This window comes from Desulfosporosinus lacus DSM 15449 (assembly GCF_900129935.1).
GTDB classification, from domain to species: domain Bacteria; phylum Bacillota; class Desulfitobacteriia; order Desulfitobacteriales; family Desulfitobacteriaceae; genus Desulfosporosinus; species Desulfosporosinus lacus.
Map to the genome: position 1 here is coordinate 129,611 of NZ_FQXJ01000013.1, position 26,646 is coordinate 156,256.

The following is a 26,646-nucleotide window of genomic DNA, read 5'->3' on the forward strand; positions in this document are numbered from 1 at the left end:
AAGGTATAAAAGCATGCCAACTTTAGATTGACATGCTTCATACCTGCTATCAGATAAACCTCTAAGAGAGGTTTAATCAATATTGCATTTCCGAAAAACGCTTTAAGGTCTGATATTTTTCTCGAGCGTGCCCTTCAGCTGCATCGAACATCTCTTGAGCGACATCTGGGAATACGTTCATGAGAGAAGAGTAACGGATTTCGCCTTTTAAGAAATCTTGGAAAGAAGCAGTGGGTTCTTTCGAGTCAAGAACAAACGGATTCTTGCCTTGATCTTTAAGACGAGGGTCATGTCTCCAAAGATGCCAGTATCCTGCTTCAACTGCCTTTTTCTGTTCAAAGATACTCGTGCCCATACCGGATTTGACCCCGTGGTTGACACAAGTAGCATAGGCAATTATGATAGACGGTCCGCGATAACTTTCTGCTTCTGCAATCGCCTTAATCGTTTGATTCATATTGGCTCCCATAGCAATTTGAGCAACATAGACATACCCATAGGTCGTAGCCATTAGTCCAAGATCCTTTTTACGAACCTTTTTCCCTGAAGCTGCAAATTTTGCGATGGCTGCCGTCTGAGTTGCCTTTGAGGCTTGTCCCCCCGTATTGGAGTAAACTTCAGTATCCATTATTAGGATATTAACATCATCCCCGCTCGCTATGACATGGTCTATTCCATTGTAACCAATATCATAAGCAAAGCCATCCCCGCCAAAAATCCAAACAGAAGGTTTGATGAGATAATCCTTCTTCTCCTTGATTTCGCGAAGAAGAGGATTGCCAGCGACATCTTCGTTTTTCATCGCTTCAAGTACTCGGTTCGATGCTCTCTTTGAACCTTCTCCATCCTCCATATTTTCCAGCCATTCCCGGAAGGTTTCTTTAATGTTTTCGTTAAGAGGACTCTCTAAGCCTTGTTGCATCAGCTGAGCTATTTTTGCTCGAATTTGCTTCGAGCCAAGATATATTCCATAGCCGAACTCAGCATTATCCTCAAAGAGCGGACTCATCCAGGCGGGTCCTTTCCCTTCAGCATTAACCGTATATGGAATAGAAGGAGCGCTTCCGCCCCAGATGGAGGAACAACCCGTGGCGTTGGCAATGACCATACGGTCACCATACAACTGAGTAATAAGCCGGGCATAAGGTGTCTCACCACACCCTGGACAAGCACCATTAAACTCAAGCAAGGGCTGGGCAAATTGACTTCCTTTTAAGGTCTTGACATCCATGAGATGGCGTTTTTCAGTCACGTTTTTAATTGCATATTCCCAGTTCTCTGATTCCATTTCAATCTCCTGATCAGCAGGTTTCATGATAATCGCTTTCCCTGGTGCAGGACAAACGTCGGCACAGTTTGAACACCCTGTACAATCAAGGGGTGTAACCTGAATTCGATAGTGGTAACCTTCCAGCCCTTTGCCAATTGGCTTCTTTGTTTTGAAGGTATCAGGTGCTTTTTCAAGCTCCCTGTCATCCAAGAGGAAGGGCCGAATGGTGGCATGGGGACAGACATAGGAACACTGGTTACACTGAATACATTTATCGATTTGCCATTCAGGTATATAAACTGCAATCCCCCGTTTTTCATATCGAGTTGTGCTCAACGGGAAAGTGCCATCTTCAACACCAACAAAAGCACTGGTCGGCAGGTCTTCTCCCTCATGACGAGCCATAGGCCGTTGAATGTTTTTAATAAAGTCTGGCTCGCTCTTAATTGGCATATCCTCATCAGGAACCTCAGCCCATGAAGCTGGAACCTCAACTTTATGTAAGGCGTTAATTCCACGGTCGACAGCCTTATGATTCATCTCTACAATATTTGACCCCTTCTTGCCGTAGACTTTCTGAATAGAGTCTTTAAGGTATCGAATTGCATCCTCGACAGGAATCACCTTCGCTAACTTAAAGAAAGCCGCCTGCATGACCATGTTGATGCGTCCGCCGAGCCCGATTTCCCCTGCAATGGAAATGGCATCAATGATATAGAAACTGATATTATTTTTTGCAATTTGACGTTTTAGTGAAGCTGGCAGATGATCTTCCAGTTCATCAGCTCGCCAAGGACAGTTCAGAACAAAGGTTCCGCCTTTTTTCAGGCCTCTCAGAAGATCATAGTGATAAATAAACGACTTATTATGGCAAGCTATATAATCCGCATCAAAGACCAGATAAGAGGATTTAATGGGTTGCTTGCCAAAACGCAGGTGTGATATGGTAGTCCCGCCGGATTTCTTACTGTCATATTCAAAGTAACCTTGAACATTAAGGTCAGTATTATCTCCGATAATTTTTATCGCGCTTTTATTCGCACCAACCGTACCATCAGAGCCAAGTCCCCAGAACTTACATCGAATTGTCCCTTCTGGCGAAGCGTCGATGGTCTCCTCTATTGGTAAGGAAGTGTGGCTTACGTCATCAACAATGCCGACAGTAAAGTGATCTTTGGGCTGAGCCTTCTTCAGATTTTGGTAAGTGGCCAGAATTTGGGAGGGAGTAGTATCTCTAGAACCTAAGCCATACCGTCCCCCTACGATGATTGGCCTTGTAGTCTCATGGTTAAACATTTGTAAAACATCAAGATATAAAGGTTCACCTGTCGAGCCAGGTTCCTTCGTTCGGTCAAGGACCGAGATCTTCTTAACAGATTTAGGCAGGACATCAAAGAAGTATTTTTTAGAAAATGGCCGATATAGATGAACTTTAATCAGGCCAACCTTTTCTCCCCTTTGCGCCATGAAGTCAATCGTTTCTTCGATAGTATTACAAACAGAACCCATAGCTACAATGATGTTTTCGGCCTCAGGGTCACCATAGTACTGGAAGGGATGGTACTCGCGTCCGGTAATTTTCTTAATCTCTTTGAAGTAGTCTTCGACGATATCTGGTACAGCGTCAAAGAAGGGGTTTGAAACTTCTCGCCCTTGAAAATAAATGTCTGGATTTTGGGCAGTACCTCTGAGTACTGGATGGTTTGGATTTAAAGCCCTGTCCCTAAATTCCTGAATTTTTTCATAGTCCACCAGCTTAGCAATTTCATCATAGCTTGTCGTCTCGATTTTTTGTACTTCATGTGAGGTTCTGAACCCATCAAAAAAGTGTAAAACTGGAACCCGTGACTTAATAGCAGAAAGGTGTGAAACAAAACCTAAGTCCATCGCTTCTTGAACATTATTGGCGCAAATCATCGTAAAACCAGTTTGCCGAGCAGCATTGATATCTTGATGATCCCCAAAAATTGACAAGGCATGTGTTGATAAAGCCCTGGCTGTGACATGGAATACTGCCGGCACTAAATTTCCAACTAATTTATACATTTCAGGAATCATAAGCAGTAAGCCTTGGGAAGCCGTATAGGTTGTGGTTAAGGCTCCAGCTTGGAGTGAGCCGTGCAGTGCGGCTGAAGCTCCAGACTCGGATTGCATCTCTACAACTCTTACCGGTTGGTCGAATAAATTCATTTTACCATGTGCTGCCCATTCGTCGACTCCCTCAGCCATCGGAGAAGAAGGCGTAATCGGGAAGATGGTTGCAACTTCAGTCAGAGCATAAGATGCTTCTGCTGCGGCCTGGTTCCCATCCATTGTTTTCATTTTCTTGGCCACACTAAGAACCTCCTCAAATAAACTTTAAATCGTAAGCTTGAATTAGTATTCGTAACTGGATGACTCTCATACATTTTTTTAATAAAAATATAAAAGTTTTTAAAAATAAGTATACCGATCACCTCATGTACTTAAATAGGATTATAATAAGAAAAAGAAGTTTTACATTTAAAGGTGGAGAATTCTAGAATGATTGATCTTAAGAGCAACGCACGGCAAGCTATAATCGGCTGGTTTCTCCTTATCGGATTAGCAGCGACTTTTGCCTTTTTATATCTTTGGTCAGCCATCTTTCCAGGACCTATAGATCCTTCAGTGAGTGAGTTTTTTTCACTAGAAATAGCTAATAAGGCTAGAATATACAATTCAACACCGCGTATCCTCTATATAATAAAGTTCTCCTTCCAGACCATCCTTTTATTTTATCTGCTCTTTAGTTCAGTGGGACAGACTTTCTTTGAGCGCCTTCGGAAGATTAGCAGGAATTATTGGTTAGTTTCTACATTATCCATACTGAGTATTTGGACTCTGATCAAAATTTCATCCCTGCCTTTTTCATATTATGCCGGGTACCACTGGCAAAAAGTCTGGGGTTTCAGTACTCAAAATCAGAGTGCTTGGTGGATTGACTATTTTAAAAATTCCGGAATCGAGCTCCTTATTTCGATTGCGGGAGGGCTCATTTTTTTCTGGTTGGTCAACAGGTTAACACGCTATTGGTGGCTGGTCTGTGCTGCTCTATTTAGTCTCTGGCTCGTTATAGCGCATCTTTGTTGGCCAATAGTTATATCTCCGCTCTTCAACCATTTTGAACCCTTACCCGATTCCGCTGTCGTTACCATGGTAGATGATCTGGCCCAACAGGCTGGACTGGACATTAGTGAGGTTCTGGTAATGGACGCCAGCAAGCAGACAACCTTAGCTAATGCTTATTTTGCCGGAGTGGGAACTACTAAACGAATTGTCATATACGATACCCTCTTAGATAATTATTCTTTACCTGAGGTCAAAGCCGTTATTGCTCACGAGATGGGACATTGGCGACATAACGATATCATCTATGGGCTTTTCTACGGAATCATTGGAGGTTTCATTGTCTTCGGTTTATTAGCTGCCCTGTTAAAACCGTGGTTGCCAAAAAACAGCACAAAACCTCCTCAACTCTGGGTAGCGTTACAACTGGCTCTTCTCCTTCTTCTCTTTGTAAGCAGTCCTCTCCAAAATGCAATATCAAGAGAAATGGAAGAAAGTGCGGATCGTTTTTCTCTCGAACTCACGGGAGACCTCAATGCAGAAATCCAGTTGCAACAAAACTTGGCCCGCACGAGTTTATCCGATTTATCTCCTCCCCGCTTTATCGTCTGGTTCAGCTACAGCCATCCACCAGCGCTAGTCAGAATAAACGCCTTAGAAGATGAATAAGGATTCACACTGCCTAACAACCATGACGGTGGGGAGATCCAAAAAGGTCAATAACTTTCGGATTAGGTAACTGTTTTTAATGCTAAAAGAAATGGGAGTGTCGCTGACTACTTTTAAAAATGTAGTCAGCGATACTCCCTGCTTCTTTCCCTGCAGAAATCAATTACCGCTTGACGGGTTGCTTCTTGGATTATTGCCCTTTTCCTAATAAAAAAGATTAAGCATTTATTCAGTTAGCCTTCAGCCATATTTCAGCAAGGCTTTATATACTTACTACAGATCTAAAAATTGTTTCCTCGGAAACGCCAAGAGATTCAAAAAAGGAGAACGTGAACAAAATGGCGATAACTGCTTTTAAACGCTACGAAATGAAATTTATGCTTACACAAGCACAGTTAGATACTCTGATTCCCAAACTGTTAGAGTACATGAACCCTGATGATCATTGCCAAAACGGAAAGGAGTACAGCATTTACAATCTTTATTACGATACTAGTGATCACAATTTAATTCGGCATTCTCTTTCCAAACCCTATTATAAAGAAAAACTTCGTTTGAGAAGCTACTTCGTCCCAACATCATCCAATGACAAGGTGTTTTTAGAACTAAAAAAGAAAATCGGTGGCATCGTCAATAAGAGACGTGCTGTCCTAACGTTAAAAGAAGCCGATGATTTTATAAACTTCGGAAAACGTCCTGTTACAATGAACACTATGACCCAACAGGTCGTCAATGAAATAGAGTATTTTTTAAGTCACAATGACGTTGCTCCAGCGGTTTACATTAGCTATAAACGACTGGCGTTTTTCGGAAAAGCGGATAAGGATTTTCGAGTAACCTTTGATTACGACATTACGACCCGCAGAACTGAGTTGAGTTTGGAAAAAGCTAGTTATGGGGAGCAGCTCTTTGACAAAGGGAAGTATTTAATGGAAGTTAAAATCTCCAGTGCTGTACCAATGTGGTTATCTAAAATTTTATCGGATCTATTCATCTACCGCACCGGCTTTTCAAAATATGGCCAAGAATACCAAAACGCCTGCCCCCACCTTTATCCAAGCCAATGTGTCAATTATTAAATGTGTTTGAAAGGAGCCAACCTAATGTTAGAAACAATACTAGCCTCCACCAGTGGAGATTCCCTTACGTTAATGAGTTCTCTGGCAGTTTTATGTTCAGCCTTAGCCATAGGTCTGTTCATCAGCCTCGTTTATCTCCAGACCCATAAAAAAGAGGGTTATTCTGCAGGTTTCACTATCACCTTGATCATGTTACCGGCCATCATTTCCGTCATCATTTTGTTGATTGGGGATAACGTGGCCAGAGCCTTTAGTCTGGCCGGTGCCTTTAGCCTGATTCGTTTCAGAAGTGCTCCCGGTGAACCGAAGGATATTGCCTATGTCTTCTTCACCTTGGCAGTAGGGTTAGCGTGCGGAATGGGTTATATCCTCTATGCTGCCCTGTTTGCCGTAATCTTATGTTCGGTCATGATCCTGCTTTATTACACAAACTTTCCCAACCCAAGGTCGAATGCCATGAACTTGAAAATTACCGTTCCAGAAAATCTAAACTTTCAAGGACTGTTTGATGATATCCTCAACACCTATGCTAATTCTTGGAATGTAAAACGTGTTAAAACCAGTAATTTCGGGACCCTTTTTGAAGTGGTCTATAACCTTAATTTAAAGCAGTCGATCAATCAAAAGGACTTCCTGGACGAATTAAGATGTCGCAATGGCAATCTCAACATTGCCTTAACCTCAAAAGAATATGAAGATAAAATTTACGCTTAAAAGGAGAAATATCATGAAAAAAACACTTGGGATTATTTTATCCCTTACTCTTTTATTAACAGGCACAATAGGGTGTGCCGCTGCGAAAGAAAGCTCCAATGTGGAAAGCACAAGCACCGCCACCTCTATCGATGCGGTTTCTGTAAACTATGATAATGATGATTACTATTTTGATTGGAAAAATAGCGATTATAAGACCATCGGGTTAAACGGAAGCTCGGCCTCCGTAAAAGGAGACGGCTTAGCCGTGCAAGACTCGGTTGTTACGATCTCCGCGTCAGGTGTATATGAAATTGCCGGCACTTTAACAGACGGGAGTATTATTGTCGATGTCAATAAGGACACCGATGACGGAACGGTATTTCTTGTGTTAAATGGAGCAACTATTGAAAGTCAAACAAGTGCTCCTATCAATATTAAAGGCACCAAAAAGGCTGTAATAATCCTTGAAAATGACACTGAAAACTCAGTTGCTGACGGAAGTGACTACATTATAAATGCCGATGATGAACCATCCGCTGCTATTTTCAGCAAGGCCGACCTTACAATAACCGGCGCCGGCACATTAGCGGTTACAGCAGATTATAATGACGGAATTACAAGCAAGGATGACTTAAAAATAACTGACGGTACGTTGATTATAAACGCAAAGGCTGACGGAATGGTAGGGAAGGACAGTCTAATTGTTAAAGACGGAAACATTTCCATCACTGCCGGTAAAGACGGTCTACGATCTACAAACGAAACAGATGAGGGCAAGGGAAATGTAGTTGTAGAAAACGGACAGTTCACTATTACTGCTGCAAACGATGCTATACAAGCAGCAAAGCTCGTACAAATTGACGATGGAAACTTCAATCTTAACTCTGGCGGTGGTTATCCCGGCAAGAGTATCAGTAGCGAAAACAATGATTTTGGTGGTCACCCCGATCAAAATGCCACCTCCACTTCAGAGAGTACTGATGAGGAAGAAAGCAAAAAAGGCTTAAAGGCAGGGCAAGGTATTCTTGTAAACGGCGGTAATATCAATGTTTCATCCTATGAGGATTCAATACACAGCAACAATAATGTTGCCATAAAGGGTGGAATTCTGACCTTGCAAAGCGGGGATGATGGGTTGCACGCCGACAATAATATATTCATAGACAATGGAGAAATTACCATAAAGAACTCGTATGAGAGTTTAGAGGGTTCAAATATAACTGTAAATGGCGGGAAAATTAACGCCTCCTCTACCGATGACGGAATTAATGTTAATAACAACCAAGGCGTTTTGAATATAACCGGTGGCGAAGTTACTTTAAACGCAAATGGTGACGGGCTGGACTCCAATGGGAGCATAAACATGACAGGCGGTACTGTCTATGTTGATGGTCCAGCATCTAACAATAATGCTTCTCTTGATTATGACGGCAGCTTTACCATAAGCGGGGGAACACTAGCAGCATCTGGCAGCTCTGGAATGGCTCAAGCTCCAAGCACCAATACCCAACCGTCAATCCTTATGTATTACAGCTCTGCGCAAGCGGCAGGAAGTACAATAGCGCTTAAAGATCAAGATGGAACAAGTGTTGTAACCTATACGCCATCAAAACAATATAACTCGGTTGCAATTTCTTCTCCCAAATTATCAGTAGGCTCTACCTATACGCTTTATAGCGGAAACACCAAGCTAGTTGATGTTACACTTTCGGACTCTCTAACCTATCTTTCTGAATCGGGTGTCACCACTAAACCGCAAAATGCAGGACCCGGTGGTGGCGGAGGCAAAGGCCCTGGTGGCAACCGCCCACAATAATCAAGAGTACCGTTCTGGAAGGACCACCTGGATGGAAAACTTACTAAGAGAAACATTTTGCTCATACTTTGGTCAAAAAAGGCCTCCGTGTCTCGGAGGCCTTTTTTCCACTTCCTTTTACTTCATAGCTTGCAATTTACTAATTAACTCCACCTTCGGAAGGCGCAGTTAGGGCAGCTTTTCTACTATTGTTTAGCTAACGCACTCTGATAGCCAGTATTAGCTCGGTCTCTGATCTCGGGATCTAAGTTCGGCCCTTGCAGAACAGTCCAGTAGTATTTTGCCGCAATCGCATACGAAGTATCTTTATCCTCAAGGACCAAAGCATCTGCTTCATCTAATAGTTTGTCATAGGAACTAAGGATTTTCTGCGAAACGGTCGCCCTATCTGCAACCGTCACCAACGGATTATTATAAGCGGTAATATAAAATCCTAAGCCTTGTACGTAAAAATCACCTCTAGGTTGTTGATCGATCTGATATTCGTACCAGTAATCACCGTTAAAAATCAAGGATTCTAGATCAAACGCCAGATCTCCAACATGCACGGGAACAGGAGTACTCCAGCAACTAGAGAGGGTGGGAGGATTCTCAGAAGGCAAAAGGGATTTCGCAAGGTTTGTTGCACCCGGGGCAAACGTAATTGCGCTGTTGTATTTCCTTCCCATAAGGCCAAACACTTTATCCTGATAGGCATCCTCGCCAGTATAATAATTTGGGTTATTCTCTTTGGTCCAAGCATTATATCCCCATACTGCAAAATACCAATTTTCTAAAACGTTGCGGTTCCCGTCTCCAATCTTAGGGTAGGCTCGCCATTTATTATTAAGGATACGGCAACCCACTTCAAGGTTATAATCAAGATCACTTTTCAGTTTCTCTACGTCATATTCGGGGTAATTGGCTGGAGAGATTTGCATAATTCCAATGCCACCATCTTTGGATATAAACGGTTGATCTGTTAAAGGCAAACCAGTCGTTGGATCCAGCTCATATTGTTTCCACCCGCTCTCCAAATGAGCAATGGCTTTGAGTAATACGGGAGGAATATCAAATTTATTGGCCATATCCTCAATTTTTTTACCAACAATTGCTGTTTGTTCACTTGCATCAACTGCACCAACGCCCAAATTACGTTGGCTCTCAGAAACTACCGCTTCACCGCCAAGTGCTGTTACAACACTGGCAGCCGACATGTTGCCCTTCACGAAGGCACCTGCTACAGGAGACGTAACACCGTCTGTGAGTACAATTGCAGACTTAGTTTGAGCTGCAAGCGGTGCACCGGAGAGCGCATCAATACCCGTCACGCCATTAGCCAAGTAGACTTGGTTAAATTCGAGGGAAGTAGCGAAGTCTTTAATAACTTTATCATTCGTATCATAAGCTGTCATTCCAAAATGGCGAGTTGGGGTTGGAAGTTGAGCTAATACTGAATCGTATATGACCCCTGTACCACCAATAACATCCGAAGCTGTAATGCCAGGGTTTGCTTGCAAAAATGATTGCGCACTCGAAGAAAGTCCTGTGCTGTCAGTTAAGAGAATTGGTTCACTCGCCTGGGAAGCAATGGAGGCAATTGAGAGCGCATCTTGGATCAGCCAGCCATAGGCAACTGCAACTTTGCTGACCGACGCTCCAAGTGTAACCATTTGTTCAGCAATATTAACCGATGTTTCAAAGCGATCAACTCCACCAAGGGAAACAACAGTAATCTTCATAGCGGCTAATTCATCGAGGACTCCTTGGCTAATAACAGCAGTTCCGCTGGTGACATAAACCTTGGTAACTGCTAGTTTAACAAGTTCCTCTCTAGTGGCAGGGTCAAGGACTTTTCCTGGCCCGGTCAGAAGGATAGGAGCTTTCAGATAGGAAGCGAGCGGACCGGATGTCAGTGCATCAACCATACCATATGAAGCTGAGGAAGCAAGAATTGCGGTTCCGGTCCAGCCTGTTTGATCGGCAATTTTTATTGCGGTTTGTTCAGCGGTTATACCTGCTAAACGAGTTGGGACAGTCCCTGCAGCAAATGCATTTAAAGGGACCATAGTCAATGCCATACCAACTATAGTTAAAGAAGCAAATAATTTTTTAGTTCTCATGTTCTGTATTCTCCCCTCTCTTGGCTCTCCTCTGGATAATTGTTATGTCATTGTCTATCTAAGCTAGCCAATAGACTTATTTCTTGCGAGTTGTATTGGTCGTCCTAAATAAAATTCGCTGGCATTGTTCATTTTCCTTTTATTTTTTAGGAAAAAGCCCTCACCTGAGAAGACGTGAAGTCTGGTGAGGGCTTTTCGTATCATTGCTGATAGACTTACTAATTTTCATATCCCCATTACTTTTGCCAAAGTAATGCTATTATCCCTTAGAGTTTTTAGCGTACTAACTTATCAGAACGGGCAACTCGTTTTTCTTTAGTGCGCAATAAGACAAGAGCAATAGTTATCCCTGTTAACACTAAACCAAACGTTATCGCAATACCATTAGCTAAAGCTGTGGCGGGAATATAAAAGGATTGCAGGCCCGACTGCGCATTATAGCCTATCCCCAAAAAAAGCGAGCTAATGCCTGGGATATAAGCTGCTTGATACATAATATGCCCAGCCAAAACTAAGGGAGTAAATGCAAAAATCAGCTTGACACGCAAGGAAGCTGCTTTTGTTTTAAAGGGTTTGACGATCATCCAAGCGAGCATTCCCCCTGTTAAACCTGCGCCCCAATAGAACAGACTAAACCAGACTTTCCATGAAGTGGAAACCTCTATTCTCTGGAACGATGCAAGGTAGTAGAGAGGAACTAAAATACCCAACATCACCCCAATAAACACTGCAAATCCCTGGTTAACGCGAACCAAATGCCACACCTCTCGGCCTACAAGCCTTAAATTAACCTGTACAGAACCATTCGGACAATTTCGCACACAGTTGAAGCACAGTTTACAATCTAAATTATTATCCAAGAACGGAAGATGTTGTGACATTGGACAGCCTGGAACGTTTTCCGTTCCGACATAGCATTCAAACGTAGTGCACTTATTCAGGCAAACTGAGGGATCCGCGCGTACCTCCAACATCGAGCCTACGGAAGCAGTACCAATAAATCCTCCCAACGGGCAAAAGTGCTTACACCAGGTATGGCGTGGATAGAGGACCGCGATAATAATCGCACAAACTTGGATAGATATTAACAAGACAGCCGTGTAACTTGGGTTAAAGCGCATGTCGGTAATCACTTCGACCCAGAAGATTGTCAGAAATAGAAAACTAACAAGAATGTAATCATATTTTATGACAAACTCGGGAATCGCCCGGTTCATATGGACCCTTTTCTGCACAAATTCCATGATTGTTGAAAACGGACAGACCGTACACCATAGTCTGCCTAAGAAAGGAGAAATTAGAGCCAGAGCTGGCCACCATAATCCCCAAACTAATGCAAAGACCTTGGTGGAAACTGCAACTTGAGGATTAAAAAGCAACAATAAGACCAAACCGATAAACAGAGCTGCAGCTACCCGCCTTATCCAGCTAATCAACTCTCCCTTCTTCAGCAGCCCTTTTAACGTCGGTGAGGCTAAAAGGTTAATCGTATGCCCGTTTTGTTCCGCTGTAGGACCAAAAAAGATCTGTTCTAAGCCAATAACATCCTGTTCCGCAATATAAAAAGCTCTTTCGATGACTTGGATTAATTCTGAGACATTTCCCTGTTGGTAATGATGGGAGAGCAATAATTGAGTCGCTTCCTGATTCAGAACAGGGACATTTCGCTGGTTCTTCTGGGCCAGTTTCTCCAGAAAACCTTGAGCCAATATAGGAATATCTCGTTTCCGCTTACGCAAAGGAGTTATTTCATACGTATGAGCAAAACATTTCCTCAGTTCTGGAATAATAATTCTTTCTAAATCATCCGGTTCCGAGTCCAAACCGCCAATAATGAAACATTTATTTCTTTGGGAATTTATGGACTGGGCGAGTTTAAGCTGAGTATGGGGGGAAATTAGGTTTATTTCTCGTATGAACAAGGTTCCGCCCTCAGCAATATCAAAAAGATTGGAATTATAAACGACTGAGGACTCCTCTTGACTGGCGGGCTCCATGATTAGGTCCTTCCACTGTTGATCGAAACGTCGTCCGTCCACAACCACAAAAGGGGCTTCTGTACCGGATTGGCGTTGATGAACATACCACGCCATCATCTGGCGACCGGTACCCCGTTCTCCGGTTAATAGCAAGTGCCCTTTGGGTTGAGCAAGTTCTTCCAGTTTGCGTTCGACCTCAGCAGTCGTTCGGGCACCTCCCCAAAGTCCATAAAATTTATCTTTATATTGGTTAAGTTGCAAAGCAGAACGTAGAATCTCCTTATAATTTGCTTCAGATAAGGTGAGGTTTGCTTCATTCAGATTTTGAGTTAAGCGGCCGATAAACGTTTGGTAAAGCTTCGGCCATCGCAAAAGCATACGTGCAAATCCTTCCGAATCCAGCGCTAAAACCTGGCATTCTTCTAAGCAAAGAATTGTCGATGCGGCGGCCATGCCGTTAAGCAACGAGAATTCACCAAAGGTATCTCCTGGACTCAGTGATCTGACACGCCTCATGCGATGTCCTTCTTTTCTAATCATAATATCCGCTTTTCCCTTGATCAGAATATAAAAGGCATGTTCTTCTTGACCCTGCTTAATAATCTCAGAGCCCAAAGCATAGTTCTCCCATTGAAACTCGCTAGCCAGCTCTGCTAATTCGCCAGATGATAAATCTGAAAGTAACTCAACATTTGATAGACTATAAGCTTTATCGTCAATCATACGTCCTCCATCATGTTTTAAATGACTAACCTAAAATAGTTTTAGTCCATAAACTATAACTTATCCGAATCTTTCTGACAATACAAAATTCTTTCCATCTTCAGAAATTAAAACGTTTGTGTGCAAAGGTTAGAAAAATCGCCTAAGCAAATGATTTTGGCGATATCCAGAAAATAGCAAAGACCTCTGCTGAGATTTCAACAGAGGCCTTATTTTTCTGGGTGAGTGCTAGCTTAGACTTCCTTTTTTCCCTCACGTTTTTCTTTCATAGCACGCCATACTTTTTCATAAGTGAGTGGTAAACTATCGATCCTTACCCCCATAGCGTCATAAATCGCGTTGTTGAAGCACCCCATCGTCGGATTGGTTGCTCCTTCACCAACCTCCTTCACTCCCCATGGACCAGCTGGTTCATAGCTTTCAACTAGCTCAGAATGAACTATTGGCATGTCGAGGGCGGTCGGTAACATGTATCCACCTAGATTTGGATTTAGGATCTTTCCTTGATCATCAAACAGAACTTCTTCCCAAATGGCTTCTCCCACACCCATATACAGTGCTCCGTGTACTTGACCGTGAAGCTGCATGGGGTTGATCACCTGCCCGCAATCGTGGACATCCCAAACTTCGCAAACATCGACTTCACCTGTTTCCTCGTCGATTTGAACCTCACTAATCTGAGCACAGAAGCTATAAGCCGGCGAAGTAGCAACAGCTGCTCCTTTAAAAGTTCCACCAAGGCGGGGAACATGGTAAACTCCACGTCCCAAAAGCGGGCCACGCAGGACAAAGAAACGACGGGCCGCTTCCTCAAAGGTAATCGTTTTGGCTGTAGGACGGGATTTAGAGAAAATAATTCCCAAACGACAATCTAAATCATCAGGGGGCAAGCTCATAATAGTGGAAGCGATATCAAGAATCTGTTTTTTGATTTCCTCACCAGCCTGCTTACATGCTGAACCAGACATTAAGGTCTGACGACTGGAATACGCACCAAAATCATGGGGAGTTGTTTCTGTGTCGGCAGCGATTATTTTCATGTTTTCATATCGGTAACCCATAGCTTCTGCTGCCATTTGACAGAGAGCAGTATCTGAGCCTTGTCCGATATCAACTGCACCTGTATAAAGAGTAGCAGCCGTCCCATCCTCATGCACTTTAATCATCGCAGCGGATTGAGGCAGGTCATTTCGATAAATGGGGTAGCCTGCCCCCGAGACAAAACTTCCAGTGGCAATTCCGATACCCCTACCCTTAGGGAGATTACCTTTTTTCTCACGCCAACCTGATATATCGGCCGCTTTTTCCAAACACGCTGTTAGCTCACAAGAATTTATGCCAAAATCGTTAATAGTAACTGTATTAGGCTGACGGGCGTTGCGAAGTCGTATCTCCAAAGGATCTATTCCCAGATCTTTGGCAATGTTATCCAAATGACTTTCAAAGGCGTACTTGGGTTGGGGAGCTCCATGACCGCGCTGGGCTCCGCAGGCTGGTAAGTTAGTATAAACTCTAATCATGTCAAACTTATAATTTTCGAATTCATAAGTCAGGGTAAGGAGTCCACCGGCATAGTAAGAGGTAGCTACCCCTAAGCTGGTGTAAGCCCCGCCGTCTGAAACGAAGTTGGCATGAACGCCAAGAATTTTACCTTCTTTGTCAACCCCAGTTGTCAGTTCCATGTACACCTTATGGCGGCCACGATTATGGGCAAACATTTCATGCCTGTCATAGAAGGTTCTGACTGGACGACCAGTTAGTTTAGAGAGCACAGACCCCGCAAATTCCAGTCCGGTAGGTTCTAGCTTACCTCCAAAACCGCCGCCTACGAAAGGTTTAATAATCCGGACGTCACCCATTTTTAGCCCAAACTCCCGAGCAATGTAATATTGAAAATAATGGGGAGACTGGGTGCTCGAATAAATTGTCAGCTTATTATCTTTCCAGATAGAAACAGCAGAATGAGGTTCAATGGGCGACTGGTAAGTGCGCTGTCCCACAAAGTAATCCTTTCGGATATAGTGTGCCTCAGCCATAGCTTTATCCAAATCGCCGAAGTTTTGATGAATCTCAGTGTTAATATTGCGAGGATATTCATCGTGAACTTGAGGAGCCCCTTCGTCCATGGCATGAAGTGCATCAAGCACCGCAGGAAGAACCTCGTACTCAACTTTAATCAATTTTAAGGCCTTATAACAAGTTTCTTCATCGATACATGCTACGGCAGCCACTTTGTCACCGACAAAACGAACCTTATCAATGCAAAAGATATTTTCATCCCATCGGGCTGGACTAATGCCATATTTGAGAGCGGGTACGTCCTTATGGGTAATTACGGCTTTTACACCAGGAAGCTTTTCCGCCTCCGACGTGTCGATACTCAAGATCTTAGCATGAGCATGGGGACTAGTTAAAATTTTACCAAAAAGCATATTGGGAAATTTTAAGTCACCCGCATATTTTGCAGCACCAGTTGCTTTTTCTCGACCATCAATTTTCGGGACATTTTTGCCAATTACTGCATAATCCTTACTCATTGCTTATCACCTCTTTATCGTTAGTCTCTTCTGACACTTTGAGGACGGCCTTGACAATGTTCACAAATCCAGTACACCTGCATAAATTACCGGCAATGGCTTCACGAACCTCCTTCTCATTAGGATGGGGATTTCTGGTTAACAAAGCCTTGGCTGAAATAATCATCCCTGGTGTACAATATCCGCACTGTATAGCACCATTATTAATAAACGCTTCTTGGACTTTATCCAACTCAGAACTCTCGGCAATTCCTTCAATGGTCGTGATTTTTTTCCCATCAGCTTCAATGGCTAAAATCATGCATGAATCTACCGGTTTATTCTCTAACAAAATAGTACATGAGCCGCAATCACCAAGTTCGCACCCTTTTTTTGTCCCTGTAAGATCTAACTCATCTCGTAAAACATTAACAAGCAAAGTGTTCGCTTTAACGACCCGTGTATAATCATCCCCGTTGACGTTAATTGTAATCATATAGTGTTGAATACCATGTTTGTCGGTTATTACCTGTGACATTTTTCTCCCCCCTTCCTTATACATGCCCCTCGTTAATAGCCTTGTGCAATGCCCGCCTGGTAAGCACTCGAATCAAGTCACGTCGATATTCAGCTGAACCCCTGATATCTGAAATAGGTTTGCTTTCGCCGGAAGCAATCACCCCTGCCTCGGCCAACAGATCATCACTAATAGTTTTTCCCTGCAAGAATTTTTCTGCTTCACGGGCCCGAATAGGTGTTGGAGCTGCAGCGCCAATTGCAATCTTAGCTTCCGTAATTGTTCCTCCGTTTACGGTTACTGCCACTGCAATACCAACTACCGCCAGTGCTCCCGACCGACGGAGTCCGAACTTGATGTAGTTACTCCCAGTTGACAATTGATCAGGTATAACGATTTCTGTTAAAATTTCATTTTCGGCGATTACAGTCTTCATAGGACCAGTAAACAAATCCTCTAATAACATCACTCTTTCACCTTTGGTTCCAACGAGCTTAATTGTAGCTCCCAAAGCTATAAGAATTGGGGGAAGATCTGCTGAAGGAACTGCATTGCAAAGATTACCTCCTACAGTCCCTATATTTCGAATCTGGTTAGAGGCCATATTATGTGCAGCTTCGGAAACAGACAGATATTTATCATTTAATATTTTAGAATTAACTAAATCATTGTGCGTTGATAGAGCCCCGATAACAACACCTTTCCCACTAACGTAGTCGATCTTTTTAAGATCCTCTAATTTTTTTAGGGAAATTAGAACTCCAGGGCTTAAAAGTCCACTTTTCATTTTTGCAATTATGTCGGTACCGCCGGATAGGACCTTGGCTTTGGCACCAAAACGTTCAAGCGCTTCACAGGTCTCCGCTAAACTATCTGGCGCATAATAGTCAAAATCAGGTAGATACATATTAATCCCCTCCTCAAATAAAGATTAGTATTAGGCCTTTGATGACTAAAAAATCTTCGTTTCCCATGAGAAACACCATTTCCTATAGTGGTTTAATTTTATCATGCAGTCAGATTTTAAAAAAGCAGACCGCGCCGAACGGTAGAAATTTATCGGTGATCAGCTTAAAGTTACCTTCCAAAAGGAAAATATCATACTTTTCTGACAATGATTTTTATTTGAATACCGTTCAATTCAGTTCTATCCTACCTGACTCCGCAAAAAATTTTGCTATAGCCTGTTTATATGAAATAGTTAAGCCAAATTGGATTAATTTATATGTAATCCTATTTTTTGTTATCAGTTATTGCTTAATTGTAATTTATGTGATTATAATATATACCTATTGTATAGAATTTTAACTAACTCCCAGAGTATTGAATATACGAAAATATTCTAACGAAAGGTCAACTGGTGATAAATATGGCTCCAAAAGAGAGTAACAATTACAGCGCACCCATGGTATATAAATCATTTGCTATTTTGAAGGAAATTGCTAAAGCCCAAGGAACATTGGGTGTAAGCGATATTTCACGGCAATTAAATTTTAATAAAAGTACCGTATATGGAGTTACTCAAGCATTTCTTGATTTGGGTGTTTTACGCCAAGACGAATCAAACAAAAAATTCAGGCTGGGGCCTGCTTTGATCCAACTAAGTAATCAATCCCTAGCTTCAGTTAGTTTAAGGAGCATAGCGCGTCCGTATATGATCCAATTGGCACACGATTTTGCTGAGACGGTCTTCTTAGGTCGTTTTGATGAGGACGGTCTAACAATCATCGAAAAGGCTGAAAGCTCATCAGAATTAAAAATATCTGCTCCTATTGGGACTAGACTTCCTTTCTTTGCCGGATCATCTGCCAAGACCTTTTTAGCAAATTTAGAGGACGATGCTCAAAAAAGGATAATTATGGAGAGAGGCTTGCCTAAATTTACAGAAAAAACGATTACTAATGTTGATGAATATTTGATTGAGCTTCAAAAGGTACGCCAACAAGGATATGCCACTGATTTTCAAGAATATCTCCATGGGGTTAACGCTGTGAGTGTAGCACTGCTTGATAAAAGCGGTCTATTTTTAGCATCGATATATATTGTAGGATTTAGTAATTCTTTCACTGGTGATAAGATGCAACTTGCCGCAGAGGTTGCCAAAAATTTCTCTAAGGAAATAACCGAATTTGTGGGTTAGTCAAAAATATGAAAACTGTTGAATGGCTCCATTTGTTATGACTATCATAATTTCTATATTTCACCCGATAAACCCTTCAAAATATTCATATTTTTCCAAATATTTTGTTCCAAATTTTAGAACTTCCTAAGTGTTCACATTGGTAAATTGTTAACCCTCAGACTCTCCCCTTTTGCCGTAATGCAACGGGAGTTTTGTTCTAGATGGCCTCAACCGCTGTAGATACAACGTTCACCTTGCTTTTTTAGGTTAAGTGGTTTATTTTTAAATGTGCTTTTAGTATTGCTTTTTGTCTCCTACCGAACCTATAGTTGAATGTTAAAAGTTGCCATGCTATAGTTATTCTAGGTTTCGGGGCTCCTAATATTTTTGGCCGAAGCTTCTGCTTCGCTTGAGGCAATAGCACAGTTTAATGTTATCTTTCAAAGAGGATGACTTTAATATGTGTTATATTTCACTACCCTGCTCCTTTGGCTTTAGGAGAGGATAAAATGATGGGGTGTTCAATATGGAAAATGTAGGACTTGTACTTGAAGGCGGAGGTATGCGTGGACTATATACCTGTGGTGTCTTGGAGTATTTCATGGAAAACGATTTATATTTCAATTATGTAATAGGAGTCTCAGCCGGAGCATGCAATGCTGTTTCCTATATTTCCAGGCAACAGAGAAGAAATGAAAAGGTTATTATTGGGTTCGTTAAGGATTGGAGATACATGAGTCTAAGAAATCTAATCTTAAGCAAATCATACTTCGGTATGAATTTTATTTTTGATGAGATTCCCAATAAGCATGTTTTGTTTGATTTTGAGACCTTTTATAATTCTCCAGGTGTTTTTTTAGTCGGAGCAACCGACTGCCGATCTGGTCAACCGATGTATCTGAATAAGAACGATCTAGGTGAGCAATTCCAGGCTTTAAGGGCCTCCGCTTCCCTGCCAATGTTATCCCCTATCATAAACTATAAGGGTCATGAACTATTAGATGGCGGTATTTCCGATTCTATACCCATTAAAAAATCGATTAAAGATGGTAACACCAAGAATATAATTGTTTTAACCAGAAACAAAGGCTATAAAAAGAGTCCTGGCAAATTCAACACTCTGCTAAAACTGAAATATCGAAATTACCCCCAATTAATTGAAACCATGCTAAACCGTTATAAGAACTATAATGAAACTCTGGATTATATCGACCACCTTGAAAAGGAAGGCAAGGCGGTTGTCATAAGACCTACAAAGGAATTAGAGGTCGGTCGATTGGAAAAAGATCCCCAAAAGCTCCACAGACTGCTTCAGCAAGGATATGAGGATACTAAACGTTCCTATGAAAGAATTAGGGAATTTATCTAACATTCTCAGAATCTTCCTTTACTATTATTAGTTAAAGACAAAAGAGACCTTTATGACGTTTAAAATTCATAAGGTCTCTTTTGTTGTGATTTCTCGCTAAATTGTCAAATTATTTTTCTCAGTGGTAAGTGTTCCATCTGAAAACCAAAGACTATAGATTACCGGTATAATCACTAAGGTCAGTAATGTTGAGACTGTTAACCCGCACATAATCGCCACAGACAACGGTTCGAACAGGTCACTGCCTGAGAGAGCTAAGGGAACCAGGCCGATAACCGTGGTCATGGCACTTAGAAAAATTGGCCTGTAGCGTTTGCCGACAGCATCGAAGCAGGCATCCGTGACCGACATACCCCCTTGGCGGGCGCTGTTGATAAATTCAATGAGAAGGATGGCATTTTTAATCACTACTCCCATTAGGCTGACAACCCCTACCATAGCAGTAAAGGATAGGGGCTGGCCGAAAGTAAGCAGACCGATAATGACTCCGAAAAGTGAGAGCGGAATCGTGATAAAAATGACGAAGGGTTGCAAGAAGGAACGGAACTGGAGCATGAGAATGAGATAAATAGCCAAGAGTGCAAATAGTGCAGCTGTACCCAGATCGCCAAAATTATCCTTGATATCTTTCGCCTCCCCTTTATAAGAGAGGGTAACCCCTTTTAACTCGTCAGGATGTTGGGCGAGTATTTGTTTGAGGTTGTTTTCGATCGTTATGGCACTGTAGCCTGGTTTGACTTGGGAAGATACAGTAACGGCCAACTCCCGATCATATTTGCGGATCGTGGGAATAGCTGCTTCCAGTCTTAGAGTGGCTAATTGTTTGAGCAGGGCTTTCTGTTCGGAAAGAGAGGCTTTGATGGCCAGGTTTTCCAAGGCTTCTTTGGAGTGGATATCACTGGTGACGATGACAGGATATTCATTGCCCGCTTTGCGGAAAATTGTCGCCTCTGCTCCCTTTAAAGCAATGTTGATCTGGCGCTCAATATCATATTTGGTAATGCCAAGTTGGGAAGCTTTGTCATTATCGACATTGACGCTAAACTGGTATTCGGCACTGTCAAGGTCGTCATCAACATTCAATGTGCCGGGGATGGCGGCCAATTGATCATGGATATAGTTGACACCCTTGGTCAAGGCCTGCTGATCACTGCTATTGACTTGAATTCCGATAGGGGTTCCAGGGAAGGCCTTTTCCAACAACTCGGCCCGGGCTGTCCCACCGACCAAGCTTTTGTCCAACAACGCTTGCATATAGACAGCCATTTCTTGGTTAGAATTAAATCTGCCGCCTTTTGACAAGTCTACTTTTAGCAGAACTTGGGCATAATCCAGAGACTGAGAGGATTTTTCTACAGTTAAATAGAATTTAGGAAGTCCTTCCCCTACTGAGATAGTATACGCCAGGACTTCTTTTTGGGCAGAGACAAGCTTTTCTACTTGCTGAGCTACGCGGTCGGTATTGTCTAGGTCAGCAGAGGTTTCGGCATGAATATTAATATAGAACATGTTGACGTCCGCTTTGGGAAAAAACATAACTGGTAATTTAAAGGCCAAGAGCATTGTAAGAGCAAACAAGGCCATAGCTAATACAAGGGTCATTTTCTTATATTTCATGCCAATCGCCAGAAAGCCCAAGTAGAAGCTTTTCACAGGAGACCGCTTATGAATTTTCCCTGGTTTGAGTTGATCTAAAAAGATATAGGCCAAGGCCGGGGTGACAAAGATAGCAACTATAAACGAGGCAGCGACAGCCAGAATCACAACCTCAGGCAAGGCATGCAGGAACTCTCCGGCCGGACCGGGTACGAAGAGCATAGGGGCAAAAGCAGCTCCAGTGGTTAATGTTGCCGTGAATACCGGTAAGACAGCCTGCTTTGTACCGAGTATACAGGCAGACATTTTCTCTACTCCCTGATCGATCTGGACCTGAATCGAATCAATGATGACAATGGCATCATCGACTAGCATGCCCAAAGAGATGATCAGGGCGGCGATGGAGATCTCATGCACTCGGATCTTAAAGAGGTACATGGCGCAGAAAGCGATCAGGATAGAGATGGGTACGGCTGTAGAAGCGACAATAGCGTTCTTTAGACCCATCCCAAGGAAAACGACCACCAGAACCAGAGCTATACCTTCAAGCAGGTTTTTGAAGAAATTTGTCACACTTTGATCAACGTTAGCCGGCTGGTAAGTGACCTCGTATACTTCTAAGCCGGGCGGCATTTGCTCTTTGAGCTGATTAAGTTTAGTCTGGACGTCGTGGCCAATTAGGACAATATTTTTATTATCGGAAAAAAATGCGCTCAGCAAGATGGCGTTATGTCCGTTTTCTCTAATCCGGGTCGTGGAATCTGCCAATTCCCAAGATACTTTAGCGATATCTTTTAAATGCAGGATAGCTCCGGTATTTCTAGAAACGGAAACGACGCAATTTTCAATATCCTGGAGAGAGTCGAAACTGCCTGGGATGCTGACATTTATTTTGGTCGTTCCATTACTCAGTGAGCCCGCAGGAATATCCACATTTTGGATTTTCAAGGCATTGACGATGTCCTCCAAGGATAGAGCATATTGGTTCATCCGGGCAGTATTGACTTCAACTTGGGCTTCCTTTTCTTGTACCCCGCTCACTTTAAAGCGAGATATGCCGTCGACTTTGCTTAATTCATTTTTATACTGATCGGCGAAGTCGGAAAGCTGTTCATAAGAATACTCATCGCCGGAAAGGCTGAGGATCATGCCGGGAGTATCCGCTAATTCGGTATCAATCTCAATCTTTTGGCATTCTGAGGGCAGACTGCTTTGGAGATCGTTCATATAGCGCCGCAGATCGGTCCAAGCTTTATCGACATCGGCATCATTTTGCAGTTCTAAAACAACTATAGAAATACTGTTTCGGGAATATGAGGTGGAAGTTTTGTAGCCTGTGACTTCGATGGTTTTATCTTCGATAACTTTGGTAACTAATTTTTCCACATCCGCGGGTTCGGCTCCAGGATAGATGGTCTTAATGATGGCAAAAGGAGCATTCACATTTGGGCTTTCCTGTTTGGGTATAACATAGTAACTGTAAAGTCCGAGCAAGATTGCGATGAAAGTGAAGAAAAGGGTAAAACGGCGATTATGGATGACTTGATAAATTAGACCTTTTTTCATCATTGTCCTCCTGCTGTCGGAGCGATAGTCACTTTCATGCCCTCACTTAATTCTTTCATACCGGAGGTTACCAATATGTCTCCCGAATTAAGCCCTTCGACCCGGACATTAAAGCCCTGAGTGTTTTTAAGGCTAATATTCTTTTTGACAGCTCGGTCGGTTTGGACAAGGAAAACATAATCTTCTCCATCATTCATCACGGCAGAGATAGGGATCCAGATGCCTTTCTCTGCGCCGGAAGCCAGGGAAACACTCGCAGTGGCACCAATAAAATAGGCTTCAGGCGGAATTTCTTTCGTCAATTTAATCTCAGTATTATAAGTGCGGGTTTCTGTATCCGGTACTTGATCGATGCGGGTTACTTCTCCCTCTCCGGTAAAGTCACCGACTTTGACCACAGCTTTTGTCCCTGGCTTAACCTTCGCGGCATCGGTCTGACCGAGTCCGACATCAATCACCTGTTCTTGGTTACGGACAACAATGACGGGATATCCGGCGGCTAAGTTTTCCCCTTCCTTATAGAGGATATCTGTCACATAACCGGCCATATCAGAATAAAGTTCGGTATCAGCCAAAGCATTTTGTTTGGCTTCTAGATCCACTTGAGCTCTCTGGTAATTAGACCCTTTAACATCCATGTCTAATTTAGCCTTGTCCAGATCAGTCTGGGCCATGGCTCCACCCTTGATGAGTTCCTGGTATTTGGTATATTGAGTTTGGGCATCCTGATAGACTTGCTCAGCCTGTGTAAGGTTGAGCTGCGAATTGCGAAGGGCAAGGGATAGATCAATCTGATCCAGGTCGGCGAGCAGTTCTCCCTGATGAATAGCCTCCCCTTTATGTACATTCAGGTGGGCCAGTTTCCCTGGGACCTTAAAACTGTATTTCTTTAATTCACCAGAACCGATGATGCCTAAATACTCCAATTGGACTGACTGGGACTGCTCTGTTATAGACGAAACCGTGACTGGTTTAGCAACCTCCATCGGGGTGGTGACTGTCGGTTGGGAACTGCAGCCGATTAAAAAGGCGGGAAGCAGAAGTAAGGTTATTAAGGCACCAGACACCTGTTTGATTTTGATCATTCTCTAAAATACCTCCTCAACGTTTTAGGATGCCGTAAAACAAGAGCTTTTTCATCTGTTCTAGAAGTTGATTAATGGTGATGTCATTGGCATTTAAAAATTGGTCTTCCGAGGGTGACAGAACCGTCTTAGTAAACGTCAGCAGCATGATGGCCGGGTCAAGGTCATCCCGGATATCCCCTCTGGCTATGCCCTCCTCTAAAACGGTCATAGCTATCTGTTCTCGGAAACGGCGGATTTCTGCAATCGTCTCCTGTTCAGAGGGAAAAAAACGTTGCAGCTCATTGACAACGCGGAAGGGAATTCCCGGAAAGGAATAAACATACAAAATGGCATTGAGCTTTTCAAACCAGGTGGAGCAACGATCGATTTCTTGCAACACACGTTGTTTTTCGATTTCAGCTGCCCTTTGTACGATTTCTGAGATCAGTTCGTTTTTGGAGGCAAAATACTTATAGAGAGTTTTTTTACTCATGCTCAGTTCACCGGTGATGTCATCCAAGGTGAACCCTCTTAATCCATATTGTTTAATAAACTCAGTAGCAACCTCAATAATTCTCTCGCGCATGGTGAACCTCCTGAATTTCCCATATTTATACTTTGATTCTTCATAAATGGCAAACTTAGAAAACCTTTTACATTCTTCTCATTTAGTCCCCCTCTGGGGACTTCTTAGACAGTTGGAATAACACTTGTAGGTCTGGGATAGTTAACGGATTCACAGGAAACTATATCAGTATCCAGAGTTTACTACTAATTATTTATGAGATCAAGAGGCTGGGCCAAGTTTATTTAAATGCACTACTTCATAATTCACATGCATGGTACATCAGTGAACTCGTTCAGCTAAAGCTGAAAATCGAGACTTCAGTGGTGGAGTCTACCTCCTTCGTGCCAAGTGTTCCTATTGGGAAAGGCACTCGGCGATACTCTCCTCTGGAGACTATCGTCACCGAAGTAGTATAAGGAACACCCACTTGAAGAGTGGGAGTCTCGGAATTAATAAAAGGCACCGGACTAATATCCGGTACCTTTTATTGATGTATCTTCATAGTACTAAGGGCTTAGAATGAACGCTAACTATCAATTGCCCCCGTAAAAAGTCCAGTCCCTCAACGTTCTTTGCAATACTCAATCCCAATGAAATTTTCCGACCACTGCCAAGACTTTACTTTTATAAAACCTGTTTCAAGTGCCCAATCATCCAACTGTTGAATGGACAATCGGTGGTCAAGGGGTGGCCCCATTTTCGTAGAAGCTTTGGCCCACTCGATCACCACCAATCTGCCCTCCATTTGAAGAATTCTATTTAATTCACGAAAAAATTCAATGGGTTGATCCACTTCGTGTAAAACAAGCGAAGTTAAAACTCCGTCTATCAAATGATTGGGTAAAGGAAAGCGGCTTTCTTCGGATTGAAGGACCTCTACATTATGAATTTCGAGTTGATTAAGACTTTCACTGAGATCACTAAGCATTTCAGAACGAATGTCGAGTGCGTACACTTGCTTCACCTCATTAGCAAGCGGTATCGTGAAAAAACCTGTGCCACAACCAATGTCTGCCCATACATCGTGTGATCCAAGTCCAATGTCCATTAAAACCTGAGTAGGCGGCAATATAGCCTGACGTTGCTTGCTATTAAGCTTTTTACGATTTTCAGGATCAAATTTGTGTACTGTCACAGTGCCCTCCTCAAAAACTATTTACTTTGATCAATAATTGATATAAGGACCTTTTCAACATCTTCAGCAAAGCTTCTGAGTTCCTGTTTATTAAAAATGGTTGCTAAGCTAGTCGGTCGGATTGTGCTTATTATTATTTTCCCCTCTTCAGAGTAAACATTAATTTTACAAGGCATTAAGAGACTTACAACTAAATCTATTTCCAATGCATTCGATGCAAACTTGGCATTACATACTTCTAATATCTTTAAAGGTTGAATTTTAAAGTTTTTCTCTGCAAGAGTTTCCTGGACATCGTGTACATACAATACTCGAAATCCATTTGCCTCAGTCTGTTCTCCAACTGATTTCACCGCTTCTTCAAACGATTTAGTCGTAGTTACTGAATAAATTGGTTCCATAATACACCATACACCTTTCATTAAGTAGATAACCTAATATTGATCGTTATAAACCCTTCAATCATGCGAATGTCAAGAAAATAGTGAGCCACTCGCCAGAAAAAAGTTGATCCACTAACGCCAGTAAAATAGTGAGCCATGTTGGTGAAAACGCTGGAAGAATATTGAGCCACTTATTGGTATAGATATGCGCCTGTAAAATCGGAAGGAGGGCGTAGCCCGAATGGAGATTTTACAGGCGCGCACGGCAAGGTTCCATCACTTAAGTTGCTCTTGCTAGTGTCTGTTCTAATCGATAGGAATCCTTCACATTCATATTCAATACGTGCGATCGGAACGTTACTCTGTCAATTAAGGCTGCAACCATG

Annotated in this window: 17 protein-coding genes; 6 read left to right on the forward strand and 11 right to left on the reverse strand. The window is 42.5% G+C overall.

Annotated elements, in window-relative coordinates; genetic code table 11:
• Positions 1-76 precede the first annotated feature (76 nt).
• Complete coding sequence (nifJ, locus tag BUB11_RS17185; RefSeq protein ID WP_073030986.1) at positions 77-3,604, reverse strand: pyruvate:ferredoxin (flavodoxin) oxidoreductase; 3,528 nt, start codon at positions 3,602-3,604, stop codon at positions 77-79.
• Between the two features lie 189 nt (positions 3,605-3,793).
• Between nifJ and BUB11_RS17190 the strand changes: the two genes are divergently transcribed.
• The 4 genes from BUB11_RS17190 to BUB11_RS17205 all read left to right on the forward strand — a co-directional run bounded on the left by BUB11_RS17190 (position 3,794) and on the right by BUB11_RS17205 (position 8,617).
• A complete protein-coding gene (locus BUB11_RS17190) occupies positions 3,794-5,026 on the forward strand; it encodes a M48 family metallopeptidase (RefSeq protein WP_073030987.1) in 1,233 nt (410 codons plus the stop codon).
• A 338-nt stretch (positions 5,027-5,364) separates the two neighbouring features.
• Positions 5,365-6,105: a polyphosphate polymerase domain-containing protein gene (locus tag BUB11_RS17195; RefSeq protein WP_073030988.1), complete on the forward strand. Its 741-nt coding sequence runs from the start codon at positions 5,365-5,367 to the stop codon at positions 6,103-6,105.
• A gap of 24 nt (positions 6,106-6,129) precedes the next feature.
• Entirely contained in the window at positions 6,130-6,819 is a 690-nt protein-coding gene (locus BUB11_RS17200) for a DUF4956 domain-containing protein (RefSeq protein ID WP_073030989.1), read from the forward strand.
• A 13-nt stretch (positions 6,820-6,832) separates the two neighbouring features.
• Positions 6,833-8,617, forward strand: coding sequence for a carbohydrate-binding domain-containing protein (locus BUB11_RS17205; RefSeq protein WP_073030990.1), 1,785 nt, complete (start codon positions 6,833-6,835; stop codon positions 8,615-8,617).
• 185 nt (positions 8,618-8,802) lie between these two features.
• Here BUB11_RS17205 and BUB11_RS28950 read toward each other — a convergent pair whose 3' ends face one another.
• The 5 genes from BUB11_RS28950 to BUB11_RS17230 form a co-directional block, all read right to left on the reverse strand.
• A complete protein-coding gene (locus BUB11_RS28950; RefSeq protein ID WP_073030991.1) occupies positions 8,803-10,719 on the reverse strand; it encodes a cell wall-binding repeat-containing protein in 1,917 nt (638 codons plus the stop codon).
• A gap of 275 nt (positions 10,720-10,994) precedes the next feature.
• Positions 10,995-13,421 (reverse strand): cyclic nucleotide-binding domain-containing protein, encoded by a 2,427-nt coding sequence (locus tag BUB11_RS17215; RefSeq protein ID WP_084110362.1) that lies wholly within the window; start codon positions 13,419-13,421, stop codon positions 10,995-10,997.
• Between the two features lie 233 nt (positions 13,422-13,654).
• A complete protein-coding gene (gene hcrA / locus BUB11_RS17220) occupies positions 13,655-15,958 on the reverse strand; it encodes a 4-hydroxybenzoyl-CoA reductase subunit alpha (protein WP_073030992.1) in 2,304 nt (767 codons plus the stop codon).
• Positions 15,951-16,475 carry a (2Fe-2S)-binding protein gene (locus BUB11_RS17225; protein ID WP_073030993.1) on the reverse strand — a complete coding sequence of 175 codons (525 nt, stop codon included), beginning with the start codon at positions 16,473-16,475 and terminating at the stop codon, positions 15,951-15,953. The genes hcrA and BUB11_RS17225 overlap by 8 nt, the downstream gene beginning before the upstream one ends.
• Positions 16,476-16,491: 16 nt before the next feature.
• Positions 16,492-17,361 (reverse strand): FAD binding domain-containing protein, encoded by an 870-nt coding sequence (locus tag BUB11_RS17230; RefSeq protein ID WP_073030994.1) that lies wholly within the window; start codon positions 17,359-17,361, stop codon positions 16,492-16,494.
• Between the two features lie 462 nt (positions 17,362-17,823).
• Between BUB11_RS17230 and BUB11_RS17235 the strand changes: the two genes are divergently transcribed.
• The gene (locus tag BUB11_RS17235) at positions 17,824-18,594 is read left to right on the forward strand and encodes an IclR family transcriptional regulator (RefSeq protein ID WP_073030995.1); all 771 of its coding nucleotides are present in this window, start codon (positions 17,824-17,826) and stop codon (positions 18,592-18,594) included.
• A 508-nt stretch (positions 18,595-19,102) separates the two neighbouring features.
• A complete protein-coding gene (locus BUB11_RS17240; RefSeq protein ID WP_073030996.1) occupies positions 19,103-19,945 on the forward strand; it encodes a patatin-like phospholipase family protein in 843 nt (280 codons plus the stop codon).
• Between the two features lie 96 nt (positions 19,946-20,041).
• Here the strand turns inward: BUB11_RS17240 and BUB11_RS17245 are convergent, their stop codons facing one another.
• The 5 genes from BUB11_RS17245 to BUB11_RS17265 all read right to left on the reverse strand — a co-directional run bounded on the left by BUB11_RS17245 (position 20,042) and on the right by BUB11_RS17265 (position 26,278).
• Positions 20,042-23,107 carry an efflux RND transporter permease subunit gene (locus tag BUB11_RS17245; protein WP_073030997.1) on the reverse strand — a complete coding sequence of 1,022 codons (3,066 nt, stop codon included), beginning with the start codon at positions 23,105-23,107 and terminating at the stop codon, positions 20,042-20,044.
• The gene (locus BUB11_RS17250) at positions 23,107-24,192 is read right to left on the reverse strand and encodes an efflux RND transporter periplasmic adaptor subunit (protein WP_073030998.1); all 1,086 of its coding nucleotides are present in this window, start codon (positions 24,190-24,192) and stop codon (positions 23,107-23,109) included. The genes BUB11_RS17245 and BUB11_RS17250 overlap by 1 nt, the downstream gene beginning before the upstream one ends.
• Positions 24,193-24,208: 16 nt before the next feature.
• Positions 24,209-24,760, reverse strand: coding sequence for a TetR/AcrR family transcriptional regulator (locus BUB11_RS17255; protein WP_073030999.1), 552 nt, complete (start codon positions 24,758-24,760; stop codon positions 24,209-24,211).
• Positions 24,761-25,304: 544 nt separating this feature from the next.
• Positions 25,305-25,877: a class I SAM-dependent methyltransferase gene (locus BUB11_RS17260; RefSeq protein ID WP_073031000.1), complete on the reverse strand. Its 573-nt coding sequence runs from the start codon at positions 25,875-25,877 to the stop codon at positions 25,305-25,307.
• Positions 25,878-25,894: 17 nt separating this feature from the next.
• On the reverse strand, positions 25,895-26,278 hold the full coding sequence (locus BUB11_RS17265) for a DUF302 domain-containing protein (RefSeq protein ID WP_073031001.1): 384 nt from the start codon (positions 26,276-26,278) through the stop codon (positions 25,895-25,897).
• Positions 26,279-26,646 lie beyond the last annotated feature (368 nt).